Raw genomic sequence first — 23,381 nt, 5'->3', positions numbered from 1 at the left:
CTATTCGGCTGGGGCAGGTGCGGGGCGCACCAGACGGGTCTCGTATCCCGGCACCGGATGGCGCGGGATCAACAGCGCCAGCATCAGCGACGTCGCGGCCATGCCCGCCGCCAGCAAAAATACCGAACCGGGCGAGGCCAGCCACAGCAGGCCCAAGGGCACGGGCAGGCCCACAGCCGCAATATGGTTGATGGTAAAGGCGACCGCCGCCGTGGGCGCGATATCGCCGGGATCAGCGATCTTCTGAAAATAAGTTTTCAGCGCGAGGGCCAGCCCGAAAAAGATGTGATCGATCACATAAAGAGCAGAGGCAATGAACAGGCCCCAGCCCAGGAAATAGACCCCGCCATAAGACAGGAACACGATCACCAGACCGCTATATTCAAAAACCAACGCCTTGCGTTCGCCATACACCGCGACGATCTTGCCCAGAAGCGGGGCCACGATGATATTGACCATCAGGTTGATCAGATACAGGGCGGTCAGCTCGTGCACTTCAAAGCCGAATTTCTCGACCATCATAAAGCCCGCAAAAACCATAAAGATCTGCCGCCGAGCGCCCGACATGAATTGCAGCGCATAATACAGCCAATAGCGACGGCGCAGGATCATCTTTTTCAGCTGCGGATGCGGGGCCTCGAACTGCGGATAAGCGAACATGGCAAACAGCGCGATGGCCGCCGTCAGACCGCCACCCACCATATAAACGGTGTTGTAGGTCAGGCCCAAAGGCTCCCACAGGATCATGATCACGAAATAGACAAGGAACGTCGCAACAGACCCCGCCGCCATCAGCCATCCCAACGTCTGCGGCGCGCGATCCTTGGGCAACCATTGCAGTTGCAGCGATTGGTTCACCGTCTCGTAATAGTGAAAGCCGACCGAACTGAGAAAGGTCAGGATCAGGATGCCCTGAAGCTGCGGAAACTGCGCCGTCATCGCCGTGGTCACACCCAGCAGGACAAGCGAGGACAAGCCCAACACCTGCTCGCGCATGAACATGATGACTAGGATCACCCCCACAGCCAAAAAGCCGGGGATCTCGCGGATCGCATGCAACAGACCAATATCGGCCCCGTCGAAGTCCGCCGCCTCCACCACAAAGTTGTTGAGCAGCGCCAGCCAGACGGAAAATCCGATTGGCATGGCAAAGGCCATCAGAAACAGCAGGGACGTCGGCCGCCGCCAAAAGGGCAGCGTGTGCGCGTCAGACAGGGGGACAAGGCGGGCCATAAAACCGCCTTACGCCTTTTTTGCTGGGCGGGCGAGAGGCTGTTTCGTGCGGTGATGCGCATATGGGTGGCGATGCGTGTTTGCCCGGCTTTTTGAATGAGTATTTTTGAAACAATGAAGCGGGGATTGTGTCAGGATTCGGGTTGTGTCGTCCGGGCCCTCTCCGCGATACTCGCCTCATGCTGCAACGTGATGTTCAAACTCAATTTGGCGCACTGATCCTGACCGAGGATGACGGCGCGATCATTCGCCTGTCCTGGGGTACATCGGGCTGTGCCGACCGGTCGGATGTGCTGGATGCGGCGGCCGCGCAATTGGCCGAATATGACGCGGGCACGCGGATGGGGTTTGATCTGCCATTGTCGGTGCGCGGATCGGCGTTGCAGCGCGATGTCTGTGCCGCCATGTCCGCGATCCCCTTTGGCTATACGGTGACCTATGGCGACATTGCTCGCGATCTGGGCGTGCCCGCGCAAGCCATTGGGCAGGCCTGCGGCGGCAATCCAATCCCGATCATCATCCCCTGTCACCGGGTCATGGGGGCAAAAGGTTTGACCGGGTTTTCGGGCGCAGGCGGGGTTGAAACCAAGGTGGCCTTGCTCAAACATGAAGGCGCTGGCGGGTTCCTGATCTGACGGTCTTGCAGGGACCAGGTCGGTGCGTGCTGTCCGGACCTTAGTTTATTTTCGGGTGAAATGCGGTGGCGTTAACCCCGATTCTCCGGGGTGCTGCGCAAAACGTACGAAAGGCCGGGCAAACTGTACGTTTTAAGTGTGACCCGTCTGAAACCGCCTGAGCCGAGGGGGCGAAAACGTACATTCCAGCGGCCAAACTGCTCAGTTCTGATCACACTGGTCTGGCTGTCCTGCGGCGATGGGCCTGCGTTAACACAGCGTGCGCTGCCTCAGTCGCGTTGCGGGATCAACTGCTGCACCATCCCCGCAAAGACCAGATAGACCGATGTCACAATCAGCCCCCAATGCGCCCAGCTGTCGGGATAAAAATCGACCCAGGCCGCCCAGCCTGCAAAGAATGTCCACGCCAGCGCCATCGGCAGGCTGACCATCCGCCAACGCTCCGTACGCACCGGGTGGATGAATTTGACCGGCAGAAACATCGCAATGGCCAGTGTCGTCACCATGGCCAGACATACCCAAAAACTTGGGTGCAGCGCAAAGATCACCAGCACAAGCATGTTCCAGCATCCAGGAAAGCCGCTGAATGAATTATCCTTTGTCTTCATGCGGTTGTCGGCAAAATACATGGCGGACGCAAAGGTGATCAGGATAATTGCCACCCATCCCGTCCATCCGTCCATGAGCCCGGATTTGAAAAGCGCAAAGGCCGGGATAAACACATAAGTCAGGTAGTCGATGATCAGGTCGAGAAGGACGCCGTCAAATTCGGGCGCGTTGGTTTTGACATCATATTTGCGCGCCAAGGGCCCGTCGATGCCGTCCACAAAAAAGGCCACGACGAGCCACAAAAACATCAGGTCCCACTTGGCATCGACCGCCGCCAGCATGGCCAGCATGGCGAAAACGGCCCCGGACGCAGTGAGCAAATGAACAGATAAAGCACGGGTTTTCGCAGTCATCCGCTTGTCATGCTGCAAGTCGCGACGCGATGCAAACGTAAAACCGTGCCGGGCATGCGGCACGGTTTACTTATCGCTTTAAAGGATCAATGGTATCATTGACTTACGCGCAGCTCTTCAAGTGGGTAGGCCAAAGCGTCCTGATCTTCCCAAGCGGCATGGCAATCGTGGCAAAAGGATTGCTTGACCTTCATCACCTTGCCATTGGGTTGCAGACCGGAATAGAGCCAGCCATCCGCCTCAGGCGCCGCATCCACGCCGACTTTGGTCATGATGAACAAGGGGCCGGGGCGCGCTTTTTGTTTCTTGATCGAGAGGCTGATGGATTCCTTGGCCAACACCGAACCGATAGGCATTTCAACGCCTTCTTCTTCGAACTTCAGGTACTGTTCGGCGGCGATGTCATTGGCAAAGGTCATCAAGAGGCGGTTGCCATGCACGCCCGCCACACCGGGCGCTGTAGCCGTGACGGCCCAGCTTCGGAACTCCGACCCGATCGGGTCCCCCTCCTTGGCGTAACCGGCGGCCATCTTTTCCTCTAGACACTCATAGAGTGCATCAATTGCAGCCGGGTCGAGGTCAAAGGCGTCTTCTACAGCGATGGCGGCGCAGTCCTGCGCGCTCGCAGCCCCCGCGACACAGGTCAACGCAGCGGCAATTGCAAATTTGCGAAACATGGGATGTCCCCCTTCGGGCTTGGTGTACTGTATGCGACGGTATGCCGCGCACCGAACCTTGCATGGATCGTAATCACGTTGTGATCACCATTTGCGCACGTTTGTGTGAGGGATCAGGCCTTGGGATGCGCCCGCGCATAGACGTCCATCAGCCGCGCAGTATCCACCGCCGTATAGGCCTGCGTCGTGGACAGCGACGCGTGGCCCAGCAACTCCTGAATCGAGCGCAGATCGCCGCCCGCGTTCAGCAGATGCGTGGCAAAGCTGTGACGCATCGCATGCGGTGTGGCACTAGCGGGCAGGCCCAGCTGCATCCGGGCGCGCGCCATGGTTTTCTGGATCGCCCCCGGGCCCAAGGCGCCACCGCGCACCCCGCGAAACAACGGCCCAGCATCCGGCAGATCAAAGGGGCTTGCGGCCACATAAGCGTCCACCGCATCGCGCGCCGCGTCCAGCACTGGCACGATCCGTTCCTTGCCCCCTTTGCCGGTGATGCGCAGCACGGTTGGCAAGGGCGCGTCAGCGGCCGTCAGCCCCAACGCCTCCGAAATCCGCAGCCCGCACCCCCAAAGCAGCGTCAGCACGGCGGTGTCGCGCGCACCGACCCAAGGTTTGTCTGATTGCAATGACGCAATGTCCAACAGACTCTGGGCGGCATCAACGGCCAAGGGGCGCGGCAGTTTCTTGGTGAATTTCGGCGCACGGGTGGACAAGACTGCTGTGGGTTCGAACCCCTCTCGCGCAGCAAGCCATTTGTAGAATGCCTTCACTGCCGACAGTTTGCGGGCCAGTGACCGCGGCCCGACCTCGCCCGAGCGTGTGCGGGCCATCCAGGCGCGCATGTCCTGCGTGGTGATCCGCGCCAAAGCGCCCAGGCCTTGGGACTGACCCGAATGCACCGTCATGAAACTCAGAAATTCAGTGATATCACCTGTATAGGCGGTGATCGTGTTTTCCGCCGCGCCCTGAATGCTGCGTTGGTGCGCCAGAAAGCTTTCTAGCGCATCCCGAGCGGCGGGCGAGATCAGGCTCATCCCAGCCAGCGGCGCATGGCCCGCTCAAACACACCGGTGAAAAAGGCAAGCAAATCGGTGCCTTGTTGCGGGCCAAACATATGCGGATCATCCGCGCCCAACACCAAAAGGCCGGGCAGACGGCCATCGCCAAAGTCGAGCTTCAGGCACGCCTCGGAACGGACCCAATCGCTTTTGTCGCCATAGATGACGTCGTCGGCATCCTGAACCTGGCGAAGGGTCACCTGACGAACTGTGCCACCACGCCCATAAGTCAGGTAATTGTCGATAAAACCGGGCTCTGCCACGCTTAGCACATCGCCAAGACGCTGAACGGCGGGGTCATTGTCGTTCTGGACCGACTCCAGCACCAGTTTGACCGCATAAACCCGGAGGATTTCAGCCACTTCACCGCCGAGATCGCGCAGGAAAGGCTCAAACTCCAGCGGGTCCAGCATCCGTAGGATAGCGCGGTGAATCTGGTTGGTGCCTGCAAGGTTTTCATAGGCCGCCGCGATGACGGAACGGTGGGTGTCCTCAAGGCGATCAAGGCGCGCCTCAAGCCGTTCCATCGCGAGGCCACGCAAATCGACAATATTGCCGCCCATCGCACGCTCATTCGCGGCAATCAGGGCATGCATCAAATCCTTGTCGTCCAGAATCACATCAGGACGCGAGATAATCGCCTCGCGCAGGGCGTCTTCAATCTTGGGTTGGCTGCTCATACCGTACTCAAATTTTATTTTGAGGGTCTATAGCATGGGGGCAGAGCAAAATCTGCCCCGAACTTCGATAAAACTGCGCGGTTCTGATCGGTGTTGCAGCCCCGCGTCAGCCAAGGGGGAAGGCGCGCAACCTTCTCCCCGTGAAGGGCACGCGCCGTGCTGTCATATCAGCGTCATGACACAGACACCCCAAGCAACCACTCACGGACCGGCGCCCTCGATTTTCCCTCTCGGGCCCGAAGCCTTGCGGGTGATGCTAAGACGGGCTGGAAGCGCCTGAATTTACAGGATCTTCTGGCCCGTCTTGGCCCAATCCTTCATAAATTGTTCGAGGCCTGCATTGGTCAGTGGGTGACCTGCCAGCTTTTTGATGACCTCTGGTGGCGCGGTGATCACGTCGGCACCGATCATGGCGCATTGCTGGATGTGGCCGACACTGCGGATAGAGGCGGCCAGAATCTCCGTCTCGAACCCGTAATTGTCGTAAATGGTGCGGATGTCCTCGATCAGGTCCATGCCGTCGATGTGGATATCGTCCAGCCGTCCGATAAAGGGCGAGATGAACGACGCCCCCGCCTTGGCCGCCAAAAGCGCCTGATTGGCCGAGAAGCACAAGGTCACGTTGACCATGCGCCCCTCGCCCGAGAGAACCTTGCAAGCCTTCAGGCCGTCCCAGGTCAGGGGCAGCTTGATGGTGATGTTGTCGGCAATCTTGGCTAATTCGCGCCCTTCGGCGATCATGGCATCTGACTCAAGAGCGACAACCTCTGCGCTGACCGGACCGTCAACCAGATCACAGATTTCCTTGGTCACTTCCATGATGTCGCGACCGGATTTCAGGATCAGCGACGGGTTTGTAGTGACCCCATCGACCATCCCCAGGTCGTTCAGTTCGGCAATGGCGTCAATCTCGGCGGTATCAACAAAGAATTTCATGCACGGGTCCTCTTGATGGCTTGGCGTTTGCTTGATCAGCGTTTACCTCATGCGGGGTGATGCTTAAACCCCTCATATGTTGGCGCTAACATGACGCAATCCTTCTTTGACGAAGGCGCGCTTGTGGCCGTTTTGACCACGCAACCGCTGGACCGTGCGCTGGATTACAAAGCGCCCGAGGGGGGCTGTCACCTTGGCGCCTTTGTCGAAGTGCCCCTGGGTCCGCGCAAAGTCATTGGCGTTGTTTGGGGGCCGGGCAAGGGCGATTATGACTATGCCAAGATCCGGTCCGTCATTCGGGTGCTGGACGCGGCACCCATGCGCCAGGAAATGCGTGATTTCCTGACCAAGGCGGCCGCCTATACCCTCACGCCCATGCCCGCAATGCTGCGGCTGGCCACCCGCGCGCCGGGTCTGGGCGACCCGCCGTCGATGCGCAAGATTTACCGGCGAGGCACATCTGATCCCGACAGGATGACCGACGCGCGTCGCCGGGTTCTGGAGTTTCTCAGCGATTACGGGGATTTGTCGTTCACATTGAAGGAACTGGCCGAGCTTTCGGGCGTCACGTCTTCGGTCATCAAGGGGCTTGTCGCCCTAGAGGCCGTGGCCGAAGAAGACAGCCCACGCGACCTGCCCTTCCCTCACATGGACCCCGAACGCCCCAGCAAAGACCTCACGCCCGACCAGGCCACCGCGGCGAGCCAGATCAGCGCCGCAGTCAAGGCGGGGGACTATGGTACAACGTTGCTGCGCGGCGTGACCGGATCGGGCAAAACCGAAGTCTATCTTGAGGCCGTCGCCGCCGCCTTGCGCGCAGGCCGTCAGGCGCTGGTGCTGTTGCCCGAGATCGCCTTGACCGCCGAGTTCCTCAAACGGGTCGAAGAACGCTTTGGCGCGCGCCCTGCCGAATGGCATTCTGGCGCGACGATGACGGAACGTCGGCGGATCTGGCGCATGGTCGGCCAGGGGCAGGCACAACTGGTGATTGGCGCGCGCTCGGCCCTGTTTCTCCCCTATCAGAACCTCGGGTTGATCGTCGTCGATGAGGAACACGACACGTCTTACAAGCAAGAGGATGGCGTGCTTTACAACGCGCGCGACATGGCCGTGCTGCGCGCTTCGCTGGTGGGGGCGCAAGTCATCCTGGCCTCGGCCACCCCATCGTTGGAAAGCTGGGCCAACGCACAAAGCGGCAAATACAGCCGCGTGGATCTTGAGGCACGTTTTGGACCTGCGGTCATGCCCACCATGCAAACCATTGATATGCGGAGTGAAAAGCTGCCGTCCGACCGCTGGGTGTCAGATGCGTTGAAACGGGCGGTGGATGTGCGGCTGGCAGCAGGCGAACAAGCCATGCTGTTTTTGAACCGGCGGGGATATGCCCCGATCACGCTCTGCCGCGCCTGCGGGCACCAGGTGGGCTGCGACCAATGTGATGCCCGCATGGTCGAACACCGCTTCCTCAAACGCCTGATGTGCCACCAATGCGGCGAGACGAAGCCGATGCCAGAAAAGTGTCCCTCCTGTGATGCCGAAGGGCGGATGGCTCCGGTGGGCCCAGGCGTCGAGCGACTGGGTGAAGAGGCCGTGAAACTATTCCCGGAGGCTCGCGTAGCGGTGCTGAGTTCGGACATGTACGGCTCTGCCCGTGCGCTCAAGGCCGAGATCGAGGGGATCGCCGCAGGCGGAGCCGATGTGATCATCGGCACACAACTGGTCGCCAAGGGGCACAATTTCCCGAACCTGACCCTTGTGGGGGTGATTGATGCCGATCTGGGCCTGCAAGGCTCGGACTTGCGGGCCGCCGAACGCACCTTCCAACTGATGCGGCAAGTGGCGGGGCGTGCGGGCCGCGCGGAAAAACCGGGCACGGCCATGCTCCAGACGTATCAACCCGAACACCCCTTAATTCGGGCCATTCTGGCGGGGGACGAGGAAGGGTTCTGGCGGGCCGAGGCAGCTGAACGGGAACAAGCAGGCGTGCCGCCTTATGGGCGGATGGCTGGCATCATCCTGAGCGGGCCGGACGTCGCGCAAGTTTTTGACGCCGCCAACATGTTGGCGCGGAATAATCGCGCTTTGGCCCAGGTCGGCGCGCAAGTGTTTGGCCCAGCCCCGGCACCCATTGCACGGATCAGAGGACGGCACCGGGTGCGACTGCTGGTCAAGGCAGGCAAAGGCGTGGCACTGCAAGGTGCCATCGCACAGTGGATCGGGCAACTCAGGCTCAAAGGCGACTTGCGGCTCGCTGTCGATATCGACCCACAGAGCTTTTACTGACCGTCCATGGCGTACCAACGGCCACGCCTTACGGGGATGAGATCAAACGGATCCCCATAAGGCGGAGGCGTCATCCGCCATTGCCGGTGTCACCCAAGCGCCGCGTCACAGCGACCACAGACACCGACGTGGCTGTGCTGACCCACATCGGGCAACACCTTCCAGCAGCGTGCGCATTTCTCGCCATCCGCCTTTTCAAACACGACCCCAATGCCGGGCACTTCGGGCAACCGGAATGCTTCTGCCGGGCAAGGATCGTTGGTCACACTGATCTGCGAAGTGATGCAGATATCGGCGAAGGGCAGCGCCCCAAGCGTCGCCGCCAACTCCGCGTCCTCCACATGCACCACCGGCGCAGCCTCCAACGAGGCCCCGATCACCTTGTCCGTCCGCTGGATTTCCAACGCCGCTGTCACTGCACGGCGCGCCGAACGGATACCCGCCCACTTCGCTGCCAAGGCCGCATCGCGCCACGCCGCAGGCGTCTCGGGGATGTCTACCAGGTGAACCGAACTGTCCTCGCCCGGGTTCCGCTCCAGCCAGACCTCTTCCATGGTGAACACCAGGATCGGCGCGAGCCATGTCGTCAGCCGGCGATAAAGCAGGTCCAGCACCGTCCGCGCCGCCCGCCGTTCCGGCGTGTCGCCGTCGCAATAAAGCGCATCCTTGCGGATGTCGAAATAGAAGGCCGACAGGTCCACAGTGGCAAAGGTAAACACCGCCGAAAACACCCGCTGGAAGTCAAAAGACGCATAGCCCTCGCGTACGACCTGATCCAACTCCGCCAAACGGTGCAGGACCCAACGTTCCAATTCCGGCATATCGGTCGGGCCCGTGCGGTCCTCTTCCGTAAAGTCAGCCAGAGACCCCAGCATGAACCGCATCGTGTTGCGCAACCGACGATAGCTGTCGGCCACGCCCTTCAGGATCTCGGGCCCGATCCGCTGGTCGGCGGTATAATCCGTCTGCGCCACCCAAAGCCGCAGGATATCCGCCCCATATTGCCGGATCACCTCGTCGGGTACGATGGTATTGCCGATGGACTTCGACATCTTGAAGCCCTTCTCGTCCAGCGTCATCCCATGGGTCACCACATTGCGATAGGGCGCGCGCCCCGTAGTGCCCACAGATTGCAAGAGCGACGAATGGAACCAGCCACGGTGTTGGTCGGTGCCTTCCATATAAACGTCAGCCACACCATCTTCGGACCCGTCCGCACGGTCGCGCAGAACAAAGGCGTGGGTGGAGCCACTGTCGAACCACACGTCCAGAATGTCGGTGACCTGTTCGTAATCGTCGGGGTTCACAATCCCTTCAAGGAAGCGCTGCTTAGCATCCTCGTCATACCATGCGTCAGCCCCTTCCGCCTCGAAGGCCGAGGTGATGCGGCGGTTGACCTGAGGGTTGCGCAGCAGGAAATCTTCATCCGTGGGCAGCGCGCCCTTCTTGGTAAAGCAGGTCAGCGGCACGCCCCAGGCACGCTGACGCGACAGCACCCAGTCGGGGCGCGCCTCCATCATCGAATGCAGGCGGTTGCGGCCCGATTGCGGTGTCCAGTTCACGTTGTCGATCTCGGTCAGCGCGCGCTGCCGGATCGTGGTGCCGTGCGTGTCCTGCCCGTCGCCCACCGGCTTATCGATGGCGGCAAACCACTGCGGCGTGTTGCGGTAGATCACCGGCGCCTTGGACCGCCAGGAATGCGGATAGCTGTGCTTGATCTTGCCCCGCGCCAGCAGCCCGCCCACTTCGGCCAGCTTGTCGATAACAGCGGCGTTGGCGTTGCCCTCTTTCCCGTTGGGTTTCAGGATCGCCTTGCCGCCAAAGAACGGCAGGTCGTCGCGGAAGCGCCCGTCGGGGTTCACGTTGTAGGTGATGACCTGTTCGAGCATGCCCAGTTCGCGGTAAAGCTCGTACTCCTCCATCCCGTGGGACGGCGCGCAGTGCACGAACCCTGTGCCTTCGGTGTCGGTGACGAAGTCAGCGGCACGGAAGTCACGGATGTCATCCCATTCGCCCTCGCCACCTTCTGCACCGGCCAGCGGGTGGGAAAGTGAAATTTTGGCCAGATCGTCCTGGCTGATGTCGCACAACCGGCGATACATCGTCTCGTCCAGGCGGGCACGCCCCAGCACATCAGCGGCCAGGTTATCCGCGAGGATATAGCGATCTCCGATAGTCGCCCAGCACTCTTCGGGTCGGCCGATCACCTCATAGAGGCCATAAGAAATGTCGGGGCCATAAACGACAGCCTTGTTTGACGGCATGGTCCAGGGGGTTGTGGTCCAGATCACGACCTGCGCGCTGTCGAGGGTGGCATCGCCCGTACCCACAACATTGAACTTCACCCAGATCGTAAAACTGTCCTTGTCGTGGTATTCGACCTCTGCCTCGGCCAGGGCGGTCTGCTCCACCGGCGACCACATTACAGGCTTGGAGCCCTGATAAAGCGTCCCGTTCATCAGGAATTTCATGAACTCTTCGGCAATCACCCGCTCGGCATGGAAATCCATCGTCAGATAGGGCTCATCCCAGTTGCCAGTGATGCCCAGCCGCTTGAACTCCTCGCGCTGCACATCGACCCAACCGGCGGCAAAATCCCGGCACTCGGCACGAAATTCGTTGATCGGCACCTGGTCCTTGTCACGACCCTTCTTGCGGTACTGTTCCTCGATTTTCCACTCGATGGGCAAACCGTGGCAGTCCCAGCCAGGGATATAACGGGCATCGCGACCCATCATCTGGTGAGAGCGGACAATCATGTCCTTGATGGTCTTGTTCAGGGCGTGGCCGATATGCAGATGGCCGTTGGCATAGGGCGGGCCGTCATGCAGGGTAAAGGGCGCCCGGCCCTCCGCGGCCAGCGCCTTGTCGCGCAGGCGATCATAAATACCGATCTTCTCCCAACGGGCCAGCCACTCGGGCTCGCGCTTGGGCAGGCCCGCGCGCATCGGGAAATCGGTGCGGGGCAAATTCAGGCTGTGTTTGTATTCAGGCGTATCGGCGCACATGGGTGGCGTCCTTTGTCGGTCGTTCAGATTTGGAATGGCATGGTGCGGCGCGTTGGTCCAAGCGCCTTGACCCGGCAGCTCAAGGGATAAAGATCAGAGCGCCGGGGATATAATTCGCAGAATGCAGATCAAACACATCATGGGCGTCTTATAGGCAGCAGAAACAAGGCTCACAAGACCCACTTCACGCCGTTGTGCCGGGCGCAACCCTCCGTCTTCTCTTCTTCAAAAATACTCCGGGGTTTGGGGCAGCGCCCCAAGACCGCGTGTCAACGCAAATAGAATACTGTCGCGCAAGCGTCCTTTGGATCAGTCGTTGATATGGGACCAGACCGCAGACATCACCACCGAGCCCTCGCCCACCGCGCTGGCCACCCGCTTGACCGAACCCGCGCGCACATCTCCTACAGCAAAGATGCCAGGGCATGACGTCTCGTAAGCGCTGCTGGTACCCTCTTCCACGCCGGTCACCACAAAACCGCGGGGATCCAGATCGACGAGGCCCGACAACCACGCAGTGTTGGGGGCGGCACCGACCATGACAAACAAGGCCTTGGTGTTCAGTTCCCAATCCATCCCGGACGCGCGATCCCGGATGGTGATCGCTTCCAGCACATCTTCGCCTTTCAGGGCGGCGACCTGGGTTTGCGTGTGAATGGTGATGCCGGGGTGGCTCTCCAAGCGCTGCAACAGGTAATCCGACATGGACGAAGCGAGCGATTGGCCACGCACCAGCACATGCACATGTTTGGCGCCCCGTGCCAGGAACATTGCCGCCTGACCGGCGGAATTGCCACCGCCCACAATGGCCACTTCTGTGCCTTTGCAATACCGCGCCTCGACATCCGTGGCTGCGTAGTAAACTCCACTGCCCTCCAGGCGCTCCAGCCCTTCAATGGGCAAGCGGCGATACTGCACGCCAGTGGCCACGATCAGCGCCTTGGCCGAGACCCAATCGCCACTGTCCAATTTGATATGAAAGAGCTTTTTCGAACATTGCTCCAACTCCGTCGCACGCACAGGCATGGCAAAGCGGGTGCCAAACTTCATCGCCTGCACCTCGCCCCGGCCGACCAGATCGCCGCCCGATATGCCGGTGGGAAAGCCCATGTAATTCTCGATCCGACTGGATGTGCCCGCCTGACCACCAATAGCCAGATCCTCCAGCACGATGGCGCACAGGCCCTCTGCCCCCGCATAAACGCCGGCCGCAACACCAGCCGGTCCACCGCCCACGATTGCCACGTCATAAACGTCTTCCTTGCGCAGCGCGATATCGAGGCCGAGGGCCTCGGCGACGCCGCGCGGAGTGGGCGGATCAATGACCTGATGCTTGGCAAAGACAACCGCCGGATGGGCCCGATCAATGCGGCATTGAGCGGCCAGATCGTCGCCCTCTTCAGAGTCGATCTCGACCTCCTGAAACGGAATGCGATTGCGCGCAGCAAAGCTCGCAATACGGCGCACGTCCCGGTCCACTTCGCCCCCAATCAGGGTCAGCCCCCCTTCCGAGAGGTCAACCATCCGGCGACGGCGCGCGGCATAAACGGTGATGATAATATCTGACATTTCGGGCATGTCCGACATCAGCTTCAGCATCTCGTCGCGGCGCACACAAAGCAGCTTGGTATCCTGCACCGCGCGCCCCCCCATAAAGGCGCGTCCGCCGTTCAAAAACGCCAATTCGCCAAAAAACTGCCCGGCCTTCAGGGTCGCGTTGCCATAGCGTTTGCCAGTGGCCGAATTCACGGCCTCGGTCTCCCCGTCCAGCAAATAGTGAAAAGTATCAATACGTTCACCAACCTTTTGGAACCACTCGCCAGCGGCCACATCAATCACCGTCCCGACGCGGCGCAGGGCCGACACGTGTTCGGGCGTCAACGGTGTGCGCACCATCGTATTCAAGTCAGCAGCAAAGCTTTCCATAGTCTCAGTCCCGATTTTCCAGGCGTTGTGTTTGAAATAGCCCGCCCAAAGCCTGTTTCACCAGGCGCCGGGCACGAGGGCGATTTTGGGGATCATAGGCCAAGGGACGGCAGACCTCCATCGCGGCCACGCCCACGCGCGCGGTCAGCGCCCCGTTGACCAGCCCCTCGCCAAATCTGCGGGACAATTTGCCAAGGATCGAACCGCCCAGGATCGGCTCCAGCATATCGTCGCCCACGGCCACTGCGCCTGTGGCCACAAGATGGGTCATCACCGCCCGCGTCAACCGCCACGACCCCACAACGCCGCCGCGCCCGCCGTAAACCTCGGCAATGCGACGGATCATCCGCAGGTTCGCGGTCAACGCCGCCACCACATCGGCCAGGGCCAATGGTACGAGGGCCGTGACCGTCGCCACCTGGCGGGCGGCGGCCTCGACCTCGCGCTCCGCCGCCTGATCCAACGGCGTGATCAACTCAACCTCGGCCAGGGCCAACAGGCCCGCTGCATCCATCTGATCGCCCCGCAATTCCGCCAGTCGCGTCCGACCCCACTGCGTTTCGGGGCGGGCGGCATACATGCTGTCGAGCCTGTCTGTCACCGCTCGCGCGGCGGCCAAATCATCCCGCTCCAACGCGTCCGAGGCTGCATGGCGCAACCCGTCGATCCGCGCCAGACGGCGCAGCGCCGCCAATTCGCGCAGCGCCACGACCAGCAGGACCAGCACAAAGGCCCCCATCAGCCCGGCAAAAACCCAGCCAAGAATGGGCGCCCGCACAATCCAGCCATTGACGAAATCCCATGCCGCCATGCTCAGCACAGCGGTCAGGATCGCACCCAGCAGCGACCAGAAAAGCTGCGACAGCCGGGACGGTTTACGCCCGGCGATACGAGCCGCCGATTGCATCGCCGCCCCCTGGGGCACCGCCACTGGCCCATCGGGCACAGGCGGCGCGTCTGCCACCTGTGGCACGGCATCGCTGTCTTCGATCTCGATCAGAACGGGCCCCTTGGCCATCACGCGGCCTCCCTTTTCCAGGTCATACGCAGGTCTGGCAATCCTTGGTCATTGCCCGCACCATCAGTGGTCTCGGCCGGCACAAATCCATGGGCGGCATAAAAAGCCTGAGCCCCCCGATTGGCCTGAAAGGTCCACAGGTTCAGCGCATCCACCTGCGCCTGCATCGCGCGCAAAAGCGCAGAGCCGATGCCCTGACGCCTGGCCCCGGCTGCGAGGTAAAGCGCGTGAACCTCTGCCCCGTCTCGCGCGGCAAAACCTGCGACGCGGGCGTTTGCTTCGGCCACCGTCACCCAGCCTCTGTCGATCATATCACCGGCAAAGCTCAGATCCTCGGCCCGTGTGTACACGCGCGGCATCCAGGCAGTATCGTCGATGAAGGCTGACAGGATCGCGCCCACCGCCCCCGCATCCGTGCTGCGCGCGGCGCGCAGAACGGGCGGGCTCACAACCGGTCCCCGATCAGAAACTGCGCTGCGCGGTCCATCCTGATATGGGGCGGCCCGTCGCCCGGGCGCAGGGTCAGGGGGGCTGGCGCAAAGCGCATCACCTGATAATCCCCGTCCAGCCACGCCGCGGCCCCAGATTGCGCGGGGTTCAGGATATGGCCCGGATCATCTGGCAGCGCGCCAGGATAAAACGCGGCTCGCTTGCCGGTATCGAGCAAGGTTCCCCGCACGACATCCAGCGGCGCGGCGTCATGGGTCACGGTGTCTTCGGTCGTGGCGCGCAGCGCGGCCAGCGCCAACGCCTGTGTCTCGGCTCCCGCAAAACGGGCCCGGTCCCGCGCGTCGCGGGTCAGCGCCTCCATGATCGCGGTCAGGCGGGCATGTTGGCTGTGATGCAAGTGGTCAGCCTTGGTCGCGGCAAAGAGGATCTTTTCCACCCGCTTGCCACGGATCAACTGCGTCAGAAAGCCGTTCTGCCCCGGCTGGAAGGCAGCCAGAATATCGGTCATGGCGCTGCGCATATCCTCGACCGCAGGCGGGCCGGAATGTATGGCCCCGAGGGCATCGACCAGCACAACCTGACGGTCAATGCGGGCAAAGTGATCGCGAAAAAACGGGCGGACCACCTGGGATTTATAGGCCTCGAACCGGCGGACCATCTCGCGGCGCAGGGACCGGCGCGGGGCCTTGCCCTTGGGCAAGGGCGCAAAGGTCAGAACGGGCGAGCCCGCAAGATCACCGGGCAACAGGAAACGGCCCGGGGTGCAATCGTAGAATCCCGCGACCCGAGCCTGCGCCAGGTAGTCCGTGTAAGTGGCAGCAAGCGCCTTAGCGCGAACCTCATCCAGCTGTTCTGCCCCATCGGTTTCGGCCACCAGCGCTCCGTAGGCCGCGCCACTTTCGCGTTGTTCCACGCGGGCCAATGCAGAGGCAGACCAAGTGTCGTAACTCTGATCCATCAACCCCAGGTCCAAAAGCCACTCGCCCGGATAGTCGATGATATCGAGATGCACGGTGCGCGGGCTTTGCAACCCCGCCAACAGCCCATTGGGCTTAATGCGCAGCGACACGCGCAATTCGCTGACCGCGCGCGTGCTGTCGGGCCATTGCGGCGGTGTGCCAGTCAGCGCACCCATGTGGGTCTCGTAATCGAACCGAGGCACGGTGTCATCTGGCTGCGGCTGCAAATAAGCCGCCGTGATGCGCCCCTCATTCGCCGCCAACAGATGCGGCATCCGCCCCCGATCCAGCAGATTGGCCACCAGTGAGGTGATAAACACAGTCTTGCCAGAGCGGGCCAGCCCCGTGACGCCCAAGCGGATCGTCGGCGTGCCAATCAACCCCGCGCCGGTGTCATAGACCCCTTGCGCCAAATCCAGCACCCCGTCGGCAATCGTCGTCAGAACCACGCGGTACTCTCCTTCACGCTATGCAGGGCAACATAGGCGGCAGCGCAGCGCTTCGCCAGTGGTGGCGGCACGGTTGGGCGCTGCGGGCGCTTTCGGCGGGGATTTCCTGGAACACAGAAGCAGCGGACCCAAGCGCCATTAAGGGGGCCGTTGCCTGTTATGGTTTTTGACGCTATCGCACGCCCATGCCACGTTATGCGCTCAAAGTTGAATATCACGGGGGGGGCTTTGTCGGCTGGCAACGCCAGACAAACCACCGATCCGTGCAAGGCACGATCGAGGCGGCCCTGGCACGGTTGGAACCGCGTGACCACACCATTGCTGCAGCAGGCCGGACGGATGCCGGCGTACACGGGCTGGGGCAAGTGGCGCACTGCGACATGACGCGCGATTGGGACCCGTTTCGCTTGTCAGAAGCACTGAACTACCATCTGCGCAACGATCAGATTGCGATCCTCGATTGCGCGCTTGTGGCCGATGACTGGCACGCACGATTTACCGCGCTGGAACGGCGATACCTGTTTCGATTGCTGATGCGCCGAGCGCCTGCCACCCACCTCAAAGGGCTGGTGTGGCAAGTCAAAAACCCGCTCGACATCGACGCCATGCGCGCAGGTGCTGCCCATTTGATCGGCAAGCATGACTTTACCACGTTCCGGTCAACCATCTGCCAGGCAGAAAGCCCCGTCAAAACACTGAATACGCTGGATATCCGCGCCGTTGATGGGCCCAACGGGCCAGAGGCGCAATTCGACGTCCGCGCGCGGTCGTTTCTGCACAATCAGGTGCGCAGCTTTGTGGGCACGCTGGAGCGGGTCGGGGCGGGGTCGTGGGCACCGCAGGATGTGAAAACGGCGCTGCAGGCCCGCGACCGCGCAGCTTGCGGCCCGGTTTGCCCTCCTCAAGGGCTTTACATGGCCAGCGTAGTGTACCCGCAGGACCCGTTTGGCTGACCCTCAGTCGAGGTCCATCAACCCGGCACCCGCGCCCGCACTGCGCGATGCATCGCTGTCAGGCACATAGGTTTTGGCGGCAAGTTCCTGCATCTGTTCCTGCAATTCCGGGCCAAGCGGCACGCGATCCGGGCGGGACCGATCACTCGGTGCCGCCAGGTTCAGGGAGGCGATGATTGTGTCATCGGCCAGCGTCAAAGCGGTCTGACAAGGCAGTCCCGAGAGCCAGCTGAACAGCAAGGCGCGCGCGCCAGCATCTGCCTCGCGTACAGTCACCGCACTTGCATTCATTGACGCCCCTTCAATCACCTTTTCAACTCGCAATGCCAGCGCAACAATGCTGTCAGGGGCGCGCAATGCGGCTGCAATCGGGGTCTCTGCCCCCCCGTCCGCGAGGTGCCGCGCCACCATCGCCCCAAAGGCCAAAGCCTGTGCTGGAGGGACACCCGCACCGCTTGCCGCCTTGACGCCCAACGCCTGCACTTCGGTCCAGGAATGGGTCAATGGGCCAGCACCGGCAACCACCAGTCATCATTTTCAGGGGTCAGTTCATCGCCCAGCGGCGCGCCTTGGGCCAACGTGATCCGGGTCCAGAGGTCGGACTTGGGATCAAATTTCGTGGCCCCGAAAAAGCTGAGCTTGCAGCGGAGCATGTCGATGGGCTTGCACGTCGCCGCGATCAGATTGTCGCGGATATCGGCATAGGGATAGCGCGACAACACACAGACACGGAACGCGGCCAAGGCGTGATCAGGATATTGCGCGAGAAAATCAGACACCGGGCCATCACCTGCAGGTAAATCGCGGTAAAGGGCAGCCACACGGCGGGCGATATCCAGCGGCGTTTCCAACTCCGCCCCCGGCTCGGCGAAGCGGTCACCCAAACGCGGTTCAAGCTTGGCCGCGCTCACATACCAAAAGCGGCGGCAGGCGTCCGCCTGTGTGTAATCCGCCGTCAAGGCCCATGCCCAATCTGCCTCAATCGCCTGACGCAAGGCGTCGGTGCCGCAGAACGGCGCAGCCAGCGGGCCAAACGGGTCGCCCATACACTCGGCCAACCCGTCGATCAGGTCACCAAAGGGCTCCAGCATCAGTGCGACGACCAGTTCCTGGCAGGGAACCGATTGGGCTTGGGCAGCCTGCCACAATTTCTCCAAAGGGTGCGGTCCGTCCAGCGCATCAAAATGGGGCTGAAAGGCCTGCCACTCCGCTTCCAGGTCGCGCAGGACCTGATTGTGATCGGGTGCGGGCACGTGCCACTCTGACAGGTGCCGGGCCGCCCGAACATGGAGCGCGTGGAATTGGGCCTGCTCTGGGTCCGTCAACCTTTCGATGGATCTGACGCGCCCCAACGCGGTCTCCCGCGCTACCATCCAATTGTTGAGCAAAACCGGATGGTTGACCAGAAACGGGGCCATCCCGAGACCCGTGGCATTCCCGATGCCCAAATGCCGGGCAAGCCCGGGTTCAAGCCGCCCCTGCCCCACATGCTGTACCAGATCGAGGGTGAAATGACGGATCAGGTAGACGGTCAGCATCTCGGCGGCAAAAGGGCCATCAAGGCCCGGGCGGCCGGCAATAACGTGGCGGTCGGCGATGCCGAATTTGCCGTTGCCGTAAACGGCCGTCGTGCGCATCAGATAGCCGATGTCGCGGATCATGGTCGCGTCGGGTTGGCCTCCTGCGCGCAAGGCGTCGACGGTGGCATTCCACATGCGCACGGATTTGTTGGCACGGCTGAGAACCAGATCGCGAGGGCTGAAGCGACCCGCCTCTTGTCTGGGTGCGTTTTCGGCAATCCGGGCGATGTCGTCGGGGCTCGGAACGCCATCAAATAGAACAAAAGCCGCATCCCAGGCTGTGGCGATCACGCGGTCGCTGCGCTGATCCGCAGGAAGGTCGGTCGAGATGGCCACCAGCGAGTAGGTATGCCCACTAAGATCAAGGCTGTAGACCGCGTGACCATGTCCCGCGGCGGTCATGGACCAGACAGGACGCGTGATTTGCGCCCGCTCGGCGCACAACCTGCGCAGCAAGACACGCAGAAAACTGAGCCGCGTGGGCATCATGGCCCCCATGCGCGCAAGACGCATCACGTCGCCCGGCGGGCGCAACGGCATGCTATGATCAGCAAGGTCTTTCATAGATACAGTAAGCCGCGCTTGACGCGACCGATGCAAGCGTTTTTCGACGCGAAAAACGGCTGGAAAGCGACGCGCTTTCCAATCAGCGCGCGACTGATCGGTCCGGGCCCGGTTTCTGCGTCAGAAACCGGCCGGAAACCGCGTCGGTTTCCGTTACATCGGTCGCTGAGTGTACTTTTTCAACTCGGCGCGCGCCACTTGCCGCCGGTGCACCGCATCCGGTCCATCGGCCAGGCGCAAGGTTCGCTGATGGGTCCAGGCATGGGCCAGCGGCGTGTCTTGGGAAATCCCCTGCCCACCATGCATCTGCACCGCTTCGTCAATCACTTTCAGTGACACACGCGGAGCAACAACCTTGATCTGGCTGATCCAGGGGGCCGCCGCCCGCGCATCGCCCTGATCCATCATCCATGCGGCCTTGAGGCACAACAGCCGCGCCATCTCGATCTCCATCCGGCACTCCGCGATGATGTCGTAATTGGCACCCAACTGCGCCAGAGGCTTGCCAAAGGCTTCCTTGGACAGCGACCGCCGACACATCAGCTCCAACGCCGCTTCCGCCTGCCCAATCGCGCGCATACAATGGTGAATGCGGCCAGGTCCAAGACGGCCTTGCGAAATCTCAAACCCCCGGCCTTCCCCCAAGAGGAGATTCTCCGCAGGCACCCGTACATCCGTGAACCGGATATGCATATGCCCGTGTGGCGCGTCATCATGGCCGTAAACCAGCATGGGGCGCAGCACTTCGATCCCGGGCGACCCCGCAGGGACCACAATCATTGACTGCCGCTTGTGCTTGGGCAGATCATCGCCGCCCGTTTTGACCATCACGATATAGACCTTGCAGCGCGGATCACCCGCGCCCGAGGCCCAGTATTTCTCACCATTCAAGACGTAGTCTTCGCCGTCACGAACGCACGACATGGAAATGTTTGTCGCATCGCTGGAAGCAACATCCGGTTCCGTCATCAAATAGGCCGAGCGGATTTTGCCCTCCAGCAACGGCGCCAGCCAATCGGCCTTCATCGCGTCGGTGCCATAGCGCTCGAACACCTCCATATTTCCGGTATCCGGGGCCGAACAGTTAAAGGTCTCCGCCCCCAAAGGCGTTTTGCCCATCTCTTCGGCAAAATGCGCATATTCGACCGTCGACAAGCCAAAACCCTTGTCGCTGTCGGTCAGCCAGAAATTCCACAATCCCTCAGCCTTGGCCTTGGACTTCAGCCCTTCCAGAATCTCGGTCTGCCGGTCGGTATATTGCCAGCGATCCCCCTTGCCGACTTCGGCGGCATATTCTTCCTCAAGCGGCATGATATCGTCGCGGATCATAGTCGCCACGCGCGCCAAAAGCTCCGCATTATCTGCGCGCATGCCAAAGCTGAGATCCATAAAGCTCTTGTCCATTCGGTGTCCTCCCTCGTTATGCGCAGCGTGGCGGCAATTGGCGCGACTGTCCACCTGATGGCACGCAAATCGCGTGGGGTAACTGGGGACGCAACCATAAACAGCAATCGCTTTGCCCCTACGTCACCCACTTCCAACCGCCTGAAATACAGGCAAAATCTGTGACAAGAGCCCCGTCGACACGCCAATTGGTTGCGGCACGCGCCGGAATGTGCAGGCTAAAGGGATGGCCAAGAAACCTGATTACTTTGACGAGATGTATGGCCGCGGCTCGACGCCGCGCGCTCCTTTTGAAGACTACGCCAAATGGTTTGACGGCGAAAACAACGCCCGCCTGCTGGAAAAATCTGCCGAAGCGGAGGCCCTGTTCCGCCTGATCGGCGTGACGTTCAACGTCTACGGTGACCCCGATGCCGCCGAACGGTTGATCCCCTTTGATCTTGTGCCGCGCATTATTGCCGCCCGCGAGTGGGCCAAGGTGTCCAAGGGGATCGAACAGCGCGTGCGCGCGCTCAACGCCTTCTTGCACGACATCTACCACCGGCAAGAGATCGTGCGCGCGGGCCGCCTGCCCGCCGAAATGCTGGCACGCAACGACGCTTTTCTGCCCGAGATGATCGGGGTAACCCCGCCGGGCGACATCTACACCCATATCGTGGGCACCGACTTGGTGCGCACCGACGACAACGAATTCTATGTGCTTGAGGACAACGCTAGGACCCCGTCGGGCGTGAGCTATATGCTCGAAAACCGCGAGACGATGCTGCACATGTTCCCCGAACTGTTCAGTAAGATCAAAGTCCAACCGGTCAGCCAATACCCGCAAAGCCTGCGCCGCTCGCTCATGGCCTGCGCGCCCAATGCCTGCTCCGGCCGCCCGACGCTGGCGGTACTGACGCCGGGCATCCACAACTCGGCCTACTACGAGCACGCATTCCTCGCCGACCAGATGAGTGCCGAACTTGTCGAGGGCCACGACCTGCGCGTGGTGGACGGGCGCGTGGCGATGCGCACAACGCGGGGCTACAAGCCCATTGACGTGCTCTACCGCCGGGTGGATGACGATTTCCTTGATCCGCTGACCTTCAATCCCGACAGCATGTTGGGCGTGCCCGGCATCATGGATGTCTACCGCGCGGGCGGGATCACCATCGCCAACGCACCCGGCACAGGGATTGCGGACGACAAGGCGATCTATAGTTACATGCCTGATATCGTTGAATTCTATACGGGTGAAAAGGCAATCCTGAACAACGTGCCGACCCATCGCTGCTCGGACCCCGAGGCACTGAAATACGTGCTCGATAACCTCGCTGACCTGGTGGTCAAAGAGGTGCACGGATCGGGTGGTTACGGAATGCTGGTGGGGCCTGCGGCGTCCAAAAAGGAGATCGCGGCGTTCCGGATCAAGCTTGAGGCAAACCCCGGCAACTACATCGCACAGCCGACCTTGGCGTTGTCTACGGTTCCAATCCTGACCGACGCGGGATTGGCCCCGCGCCATGTGGACCTGCGACCTTTCGTTCTGGTCTCCCCCCAGGGGATCGAAATCACGCCCGGCGGGCTAACCCGCGTGGCGCTGAGCGAAGGATCACTGGTGGTGAACTCGTCACAAGGTGGCGGCACAAAAGACACCTGGGTTCTGGAGGAGTAACGCAATGCTGGGCAAAACCGCAGGCGGACTGTTCTGGATGTTCCGCTATCTTGAACGCGCCGAAAACACCGCACGGATGATCGACGCAGGGCTGCGCATTTCGCTGACACGGTCCAGCGCCGCCGAAAGCGAATGGACCTCGATCCTGTCCTCGACGGGGCTGCGCGGCGCGTACGAGGCCAATTATGGCCGGTCCTATGACGGGCCAAGGATCATCGACTTTCTTTTGCGGGATCCGTCCAACCCGGGCAGTATTCTGGCGGGCATCGAGGCTGCGCGCGAAAACGCCAGGCTCGTACGGACCGCGCTGACCCGCGAGGTCTGGGAGGCCGTGAACGAATGCTACATGGTGCTGAAAAAGGTGCTGGCCAACCCAATTGAGGATCGTGATCTGCCCCGCGTTCTCCAGGTCGTCCGGCAACGCAGCGCCTTTGTGCGTGGTGCGTCGCATGGCACGATGGTGCGCAACGACATGTACAACTTTTCGCGGATCGGCACGTTCTTTGAACGGGCGGACAATACCGCGCGCATCCTCGACCAAAAATACTATATCCTGCTGCCATCGGTCCGGCTGGTGGGCTCTGCCTCGGACAATGTGCAATGGGAAACGATCCTGCGGGCGACATCGGCGACGCGAGCCTATCAGACCCTGCATGAGGGCGAAAACGACCCAAAGGCCATCGCGCAATTCCTGATGCTGGACGGGCGACTGCCCCGCAGCCTCAAGTTCTGCTATGGCAAGATCGCCGAGAACCTCGGCTATATCGAACAGGAATATGGCGAACGCTCGACCAGCCATGCCCTGGTGGACAGCATTTGCGCCCGGTTCAGGGCACATGACATGAACGCCATCTTTGACTACGGCCTGCACGAATTTATCGCCGACTTCCTGCGCGACAGCGCGGCATTGGGCCGCCAGATCGAAATTGATTATAGGTTTATTGAGTGATCC

The 23,381-nt window shown here is 61.4% G+C and carries 19 protein-coding genes; 5 read left to right on the top strand and 14 right to left on the bottom strand.

Translation table 11 applies throughout. The features are described 5' to 3' along the window. Entirely contained in the window at window positions 1-1,233 is a 1,233-nt protein-coding gene (locus Q1A44_RS09985) for an MFS transporter (RefSeq protein WP_299623815.1), read from the bottom strand. A gap of 179 nt (window positions 1,234-1,412) precedes the next feature. Here Q1A44_RS09985 and Q1A44_RS09980 point away from each other — a divergent pair, with 179 nt between their 5' ends. Next, entirely contained in the window at window positions 1,413-1,868 is a 456-nt protein-coding gene (locus Q1A44_RS09980) for a methylated-DNA--[protein]-cysteine S-methyltransferase (protein WP_299623813.1), read from the top strand. Window positions 1,869-2,137: 269 nt separating this feature from the next. Here Q1A44_RS09980 and Q1A44_RS09975 read toward each other — a convergent pair whose 3' ends face one another. From Q1A44_RS09975 to fsa, 5 genes are all read right to left on the bottom strand, one after another. Continuing rightward, window positions 2,138-2,830 carry a CDP-alcohol phosphatidyltransferase family protein gene (locus Q1A44_RS09975; RefSeq protein WP_299623811.1) on the bottom strand — a complete coding sequence of 231 codons (693 nt, stop codon included), beginning with the start codon at window positions 2,828-2,830 and terminating at the stop codon, window positions 2,138-2,140. 95 nt (window positions 2,831-2,925) lie between these two features. Further along, a complete protein-coding gene (locus Q1A44_RS09970; protein ID WP_299623809.1) occupies window positions 2,926-3,507 on the bottom strand; it encodes a cytochrome P460 family protein in 582 nt (193 codons plus the stop codon). 113 nt (window positions 3,508-3,620) lie between these two features. Next, on the bottom strand, window positions 3,621-4,541 hold the full coding sequence (locus tag Q1A44_RS09965; RefSeq protein WP_299623807.1) for a tyrosine recombinase XerC: 921 nt from the start codon (window positions 4,539-4,541) through the stop codon (window positions 3,621-3,623). Beyond that, window positions 4,538-5,245 carry a DUF484 family protein gene (locus Q1A44_RS09960; RefSeq protein ID WP_299623804.1) on the bottom strand — a complete coding sequence of 236 codons (708 nt, stop codon included), beginning with the start codon at window positions 5,243-5,245 and terminating at the stop codon, window positions 4,538-4,540. The genes Q1A44_RS09965 and Q1A44_RS09960 overlap by 4 nt, the downstream gene beginning before the upstream one ends. Before the next feature lie 282 nt (window positions 5,246-5,527). Further along, window positions 5,528-6,181, bottom strand: coding sequence for a fructose-6-phosphate aldolase (gene fsa, locus Q1A44_RS09955; RefSeq protein WP_299623801.1), 654 nt, complete (start codon window positions 6,179-6,181; stop codon window positions 5,528-5,530). 90 nt (window positions 6,182-6,271) lie between these two features. Between fsa and Q1A44_RS09950 the strand changes: the two genes are divergently transcribed. Next, window positions 6,272-8,464 (top strand): primosomal protein N', encoded by a 2,193-nt coding sequence (locus Q1A44_RS09950; protein ID WP_299623798.1) that lies wholly within the window; start codon window positions 6,272-6,274, stop codon window positions 8,462-8,464. 89 nt (window positions 8,465-8,553) lie between these two features. Here the strand turns inward: Q1A44_RS09950 and ileS are convergent, their stop codons facing one another. From ileS to Q1A44_RS09925, 5 genes are all read right to left on the bottom strand, one after another. Further along, complete coding sequence (ileS, locus tag Q1A44_RS09945; RefSeq protein WP_299623794.1) at window positions 8,554-11,472, bottom strand: isoleucine--tRNA ligase; 2,919 nt, start codon at window positions 11,470-11,472, stop codon at window positions 8,554-8,556. Window positions 11,473-11,781: 309 nt separating this feature from the next. Continuing rightward, a complete protein-coding gene (locus Q1A44_RS09940) occupies window positions 11,782-13,398 on the bottom strand; it encodes an FAD-dependent oxidoreductase (RefSeq protein WP_299623791.1) in 1,617 nt (538 codons plus the stop codon). 4 nt (window positions 13,399-13,402) lie between these two features. Next, complete coding sequence (locus tag Q1A44_RS09935) at window positions 13,403-14,416, bottom strand: YcjF family protein (RefSeq protein WP_299623788.1); 1,014 nt, start codon at window positions 14,414-14,416, stop codon at window positions 13,403-13,405. Beyond that, entirely contained in the window at window positions 14,416-14,865 is a 450-nt protein-coding gene (locus Q1A44_RS09930; protein ID WP_299623785.1) for a GNAT family N-acetyltransferase, read from the bottom strand. The genes Q1A44_RS09935 and Q1A44_RS09930 overlap by 1 nt, the downstream gene beginning before the upstream one ends. Further along, window positions 14,862-16,274 (bottom strand): YcjX family protein, encoded by a 1,413-nt coding sequence (locus tag Q1A44_RS09925; protein WP_299623781.1) that lies wholly within the window; start codon window positions 16,272-16,274, stop codon window positions 14,862-14,864. The genes Q1A44_RS09930 and Q1A44_RS09925 overlap by 4 nt, the downstream gene beginning before the upstream one ends. Before the next feature lie 185 nt (window positions 16,275-16,459). On the opposite strand from Q1A44_RS09925, the gene truA reads away from it, so the two are divergent. Further along, window positions 16,460-17,227, top strand: a complete 768-nt coding sequence (truA, locus tag Q1A44_RS09920) for a tRNA pseudouridine(38-40) synthase TruA (protein WP_299623778.1) — start codon at window positions 16,460-16,462, stop codon at window positions 17,225-17,227. A 3-nt stretch (window positions 17,228-17,230) separates the two neighbouring features. Here the strand turns inward: truA and Q1A44_RS09915 are convergent, their stop codons facing one another. The 3 genes from Q1A44_RS09915 to Q1A44_RS09905 form a co-directional block, all read right to left on the bottom strand. After that, complete coding sequence (locus Q1A44_RS09915) at window positions 17,231-17,731, bottom strand: hypothetical protein (RefSeq protein ID WP_299623774.1); 501 nt, start codon at window positions 17,729-17,731, stop codon at window positions 17,231-17,233. After that, window positions 17,728-19,371: a hypothetical protein gene (locus tag Q1A44_RS09910; RefSeq protein ID WP_299623771.1), complete on the bottom strand. Its 1,644-nt coding sequence runs from the start codon at window positions 19,369-19,371 to the stop codon at window positions 17,728-17,730. Before Q1A44_RS09910 ends, Q1A44_RS09915 begins: the two co-directional genes overlap by 4 nt. Window positions 19,372-19,524: 153 nt before the next feature. Beyond that, window positions 19,525-20,760 carry an acyl-CoA dehydrogenase family protein gene (locus tag Q1A44_RS09905; protein ID WP_299624235.1) on the bottom strand — a complete coding sequence of 412 codons (1,236 nt, stop codon included), beginning with the start codon at window positions 20,758-20,760 and terminating at the stop codon, window positions 19,525-19,527. A gap of 241 nt (window positions 20,761-21,001) precedes the next feature. Here Q1A44_RS09905 and Q1A44_RS09900 point away from each other — a divergent pair, with 241 nt between their 5' ends. Beyond that, window positions 21,002-22,429, top strand: coding sequence for a circularly permuted type 2 ATP-grasp protein (locus Q1A44_RS09900; RefSeq protein WP_299623768.1), 1,428 nt, complete (start codon window positions 21,002-21,004; stop codon window positions 22,427-22,429). 4 nt (window positions 22,430-22,433) lie between these two features. After that, the gene (locus Q1A44_RS09895; protein ID WP_299623764.1) at window positions 22,434-23,378 is read left to right on the top strand and encodes an alpha-E domain-containing protein; all 945 of its coding nucleotides are present in this window, start codon (window positions 22,434-22,436) and stop codon (window positions 23,376-23,378) included. Window positions 23,379-23,381 lie beyond the last annotated feature (3 nt).

Origin of the sequence: uncultured Tateyamaria sp. (genome assembly GCF_947503705.1) — a bacterium.
Classification (GTDB): Bacteria; Pseudomonadota; Alphaproteobacteria; order Rhodobacterales; family Rhodobacteraceae; genus Tateyamaria.
The sequence above is the reverse complement of the archived record's forward strand: the minus strand, read 5'-3'. Positions and strand labels throughout refer to the sequence as shown.